Source organism: Kocuria sp. ZOR0020 (assembly GCF_000800955.1).
In the GTDB taxonomy this organism is placed as follows: Bacteria; Actinomycetota; Actinomycetes; order Actinomycetales; family Micrococcaceae; genus Kocuria; species Kocuria subflava.
Genome location: NZ_JROX01000241.1, coordinates 1 through 3,855, shown reverse-complemented (window position 1 = coordinate 3,855; position 3,855 = coordinate 1). Strand labels below are relative to the sequence as shown.

The 3,855-nt window shown below is 65.7% G+C and carries 3 protein-coding genes; 1 reads left to right on the top strand and 2 read right to left on the bottom strand.

From position 1 onward, the window contains the following. Positions 1 to 1,482, bottom strand: a 1,482-nt coding sequence (dop, locus tag L979_RS12465) for a depupylase/deamidase Dop (RefSeq protein ID WP_047692531.1), incomplete at its 3' end; no start/stop codon positions are given. Continuing rightward, positions 1,479 to 3,197 carry a proteasome ATPase gene (gene arc, locus L979_RS12460; protein ID WP_047692530.1) on the bottom strand — a complete coding sequence of 573 codons (1,719 nt, stop codon included), beginning with the start codon at positions 3,195 to 3,197 and terminating at the stop codon, positions 1,479 to 1,481. The genes arc and dop, both read right to left, overlap by 4 nt. A 134-nt stretch (positions 3,198 to 3,331) precedes the next feature. On the opposite strand from arc, the gene L979_RS12455 reads away from it, so the two are divergent. After that, on the top strand, positions 3,332 to 3,855 hold a 524-nt coding region (locus L979_RS12455; RefSeq protein ID WP_047692529.1), incomplete at its 3' end, for an MFS transporter.

Genomic DNA, 3,855 nt, shown 5'->3' with positions numbered 1-3,855 from the left:
GCGGTGGACGCCGTCGAACTTCACGGAGGCGGCGTCCCACCCCACGGTCACGACGTCGTCCGGGAAGGCCGCCACCAACCGCCCGCGGAAATCCGCGCGGGTCTGTGCCGGTGGGGTCCAGATGGCGGCTCGGATCTGGTCATTCGTGAACAGGGTCTGGATGCGACCGGCAGCAGCCAGGCGGTGGTAGAGACCCTTGGCGGGGTTGACGTCGTGATACTGGAGGTCGATGGCTGCCAGCTGGGGTGCGTTCCACTCCAGGTTGCCCCGGTCCTTGTAGGTCAGCAGCAACTGGTACTTGGCCATCCAGTCCAGGCGATCGGCCAGGGCCATGGGGTTGGTCTCCAGAGTGTCCAGAACCTCGCGCCACAGGTGCAGGATCTCGGCGGTGTCGGCATCCGGGTCCGGACCTTCCAGGGCTTCGGCGGCTTCCAGGAAGAGCCGCTGGACCTGCACGCCGGTCAGCCTGCGGCCATCCCGTGTGGGCACTGTGGCCTGCAAGGTGGGGTCATGACTGATGGTGTGGATGGCCTCCACGGGATCGTAGAGCGGGATCACCGGGGCGGCTTTGTGCTCCACCAGACGCAGGACCAGGGAGGTGATGCCGAACTTCAACAGTTGGGAATGGTGGGCCAGGTTGGCGTCTCCCACAATCACGTGAAGTCTGCGGTACTTGGAGTCATCCGCGTGGGGCTCGTCCCGGGTGTTGACGATCGGCCGGCGCACGGTGGTTTCCAAACCCACCTGACGTTCAAAGAAGTCTGCACGTTGGCTGATCTGGAATCCCGGCCGGGCACCGTCCGTGCCCAGACCCACGCGGCCTGCACCACACACCACTTGACGGGAGGCGAAGAACGGCAGCAAGGCCTCGTGCAACCGGTCCAGGTTGGTGTCCCGGGGAATCTGGTAGTTCTCGTGCGAACCGTAGGAAGCTGATTTGCCGTCGGTGTTGTTCTTGTAGAGGTGGATGGGCTCCAACCCGGTGGCCTCGGCCGATGCCGCCAGAACCTCCACCACGGTGGCTGCCGCGGCATCCCCGGCCAGGTCATAGAGCACGGCATCACGCGGGGTGAGCACCTCCGGGGAGGAATACTCCGGGTGGGAGTGGTCCACGTAGAGCCGGGCGCCGTTGGGCAGCACCGTGTTCATCACGATCCGGGCGGCGTAGTCCTCCCACATGCCCTGTTCCGCCAGGGCTTCTGCCGCGATTTCCTCACTGGTCAGCACCGGGGCGGTGTCCGTGAGCTGGGTGGGGTGAGCCTTGGCCCGTTCCATGGCAAAGCCACGGGAATCCTGCAACGGAGTTTCCGAGCTGTAGTCAAAATCGGCCACCGTCTCCCCCACTGCACCCAGCTCACGGCGCACCAGGGCCGCATAGGCGGTGACCACCCGGGTGGAGAGCACCGTGGCGTTGGCCATCGGCTTGGCAGGTGCCAACACTCCGAACTCGGTTTCCGCCCCCATCACGCGGCGCACACTCATGCCCGAAGACCCCCGGTGTTCTCCTCCGGACGCGGTCCGCGGTGCATCACGATCCGCAGATCGGCAATGGTGTCCCCGCGGCGCCCGGAGATCCGTGCCCAGTCATCAGGATCAGAGGTGTCCGGCAGGTCCTGTTGCTCCATGAACTCCTGGGCCACCGCCTGGCGCACGTGCTCCATGCTGATGCCACGCACCTGGCGGGTCAGCAGATCCTTGATGGCCTGCTTCTTGGCCCGGTCCACAATGTTGCGGATCACCGCACCGGAGGCGAAGTCGGAGAACCACAGGGTTTCGCGCTCGCCGGCCTTGTAGGTGATCTCCAGGAACCGGGTGGCATCCGTCTGGGCGTACATGGTTGCCACTCCGGCGTCGATCAGTGCCTCCACCGCAGCTTCCCGGGAGCCTGCGGCAATGATCTCTTCCTGCTGCAACGGCAGATCCGGGGTCAGGTAGAGGGCAAAGATCTCCCGGGCTCCGGCAGCATCCGGGCGGTCGATCCGGATCTTGACGTCCAACCGCCCGGGGCGCAGCACGGCCGGGTCTATCATGTCCTCCCGGTTGGTGGCGCCCACAATGATCACGTTGTCCAGCTTCTCCACGCCGTCGATCTCCGTGAGCAGCTGCGGGACAATGGTGGTTTCCACATCTGAGGAGACCCCGGAGCCGCGGGTGCGGAACAGGGAGTCCATCTCGTCAAAGAACACCACCACGGGGATGCCGGCCTCGGCTTGTTCCCGGGCGCGGGTGAAGATCTGGCGGATCTGCCGCTCGGTCTCCCCGACGTATTTGTCCAGCAGCTCGGGGCCCTTGATGTTCAGGAAGTAACCCTTGGCTTGCTCCCGCCCGGACTTTTCTGCCGCACGCTCGGCAAGGGACCGTGCCACGGCTTTGGCGATCATGGTCTTGCCGTTGCCTGGCGGACCGTAGAGCAGGATGCCCTTGGGCGGGGTAAGTTTGTGCTGCCGGTACAGGTCCGGGTGGACAAACGGCAGCTCCACGGCGTCCTTGATGGCCTCGATCTCCGCACCCAGGCCACCGATGTCCTGGTAGCGCACGTTGGGCACTTCCTCTAGCACCAGTTCCTCCATGCCGGTGCGCTTGACCACCTCCAACGCAAAACCCGTACGGTGGTCGATGCTGACGGTCTGCCCCGGCTGCGGCGGGTTCTTGTGCAGGGTCCCGGACATGCGCAGCACCCGCTCCTCATCGGAACGCCCCACGGTCACCACACGGGTGCCGTCCACCACCTCGCGCACATTGGCCAGTTCGCCCGTGGCCTCGTAGCCCAACACCGCAACGACGACGGAGTGCTCATCCACCAGGATCTGACGCCCTGGCTCCAGGGCACCCTGTGGCACCAGCGGAGAAACTGCACAGCGCACGTTGCGCCCGGATACCATCACATCCGTGCTGATGTCCTTGGTGCCTGCCGAGTTCCCGGCGGGAATCACGCGGATCAACGTCCCCACGGACAGCGGCAGGGCCAGATCATGTTCCAGGGCCTTCTTGAGCTTGGTGATCTGCTCGCGGGCACCCTCCAACGCGGTGCGCAGCTTCTGGTTCTGCTGTCCGGCGGTGGCCAGTTGCCGGTCCAGGTTTCGCTTTTCCTCCCGCACGATTGCAACCTGCCGGTGGGCTGTGGCCAGCTGGGCGGCCCGCTGGTCCGTGCCGTTCTCCGCTGCCGGGTGGGATGCGTTCGATGGGGAGTCGGTCATCGTCGTCGTCAATCCTGATCCTGCCCGGGGCCGGGCATGCAGTGGTGGGTAAGGGCCTACCGCCCAACTCTATGCCCTGTGCTGTGGGTGGGTCCCTGGCCGTGGGGTGCGTGGGTCTGTGTTTAGGTGAAGGGGTGTCGATTCGTACGCCCTCCCCTGGATTCCCCGCAGGCTCGCCGCAGTACCGGCGCATCCTGGGCACGCTGGGTCTGGGTGGGCTGGCGAATTTTGCGGTGATCTACTTTGTGCAGCCGCTGCTGCCGCAGTTCGCACGGTCTTTCGCCGTTGCTGAAGGTGCCACGGGAGCCGCGCTGTCTGCCACCACCCTGGCCATGATGGTGGGGCTGTTGCTGGCCGGGCCGCTGGCGTATGCCCTGGGTCGAATCTGGGTGATGTCCGGGTCCCTGGTGCTCTCCGGCCTGTTCACCCTGGGGTGTGCCCTGGCTTCGAACTGGGAAATCTTCCTGGTGCTGCGAGCGCTTTCCGGTCTGGCCCTGGCAGGCCTACCGGCCATTGCGCTGGCGTATCTGCGGGAGCAGGTGGACAACGCGGCGCATCCGGCGGCCAACGCGTTCTACATTGCCGGAACGGCCATGGGCGGGGCGCTGGGACGTCTGCTGCCGCAACCACTGTCCGAGCTGGGTGGGTGGCAGGTCTC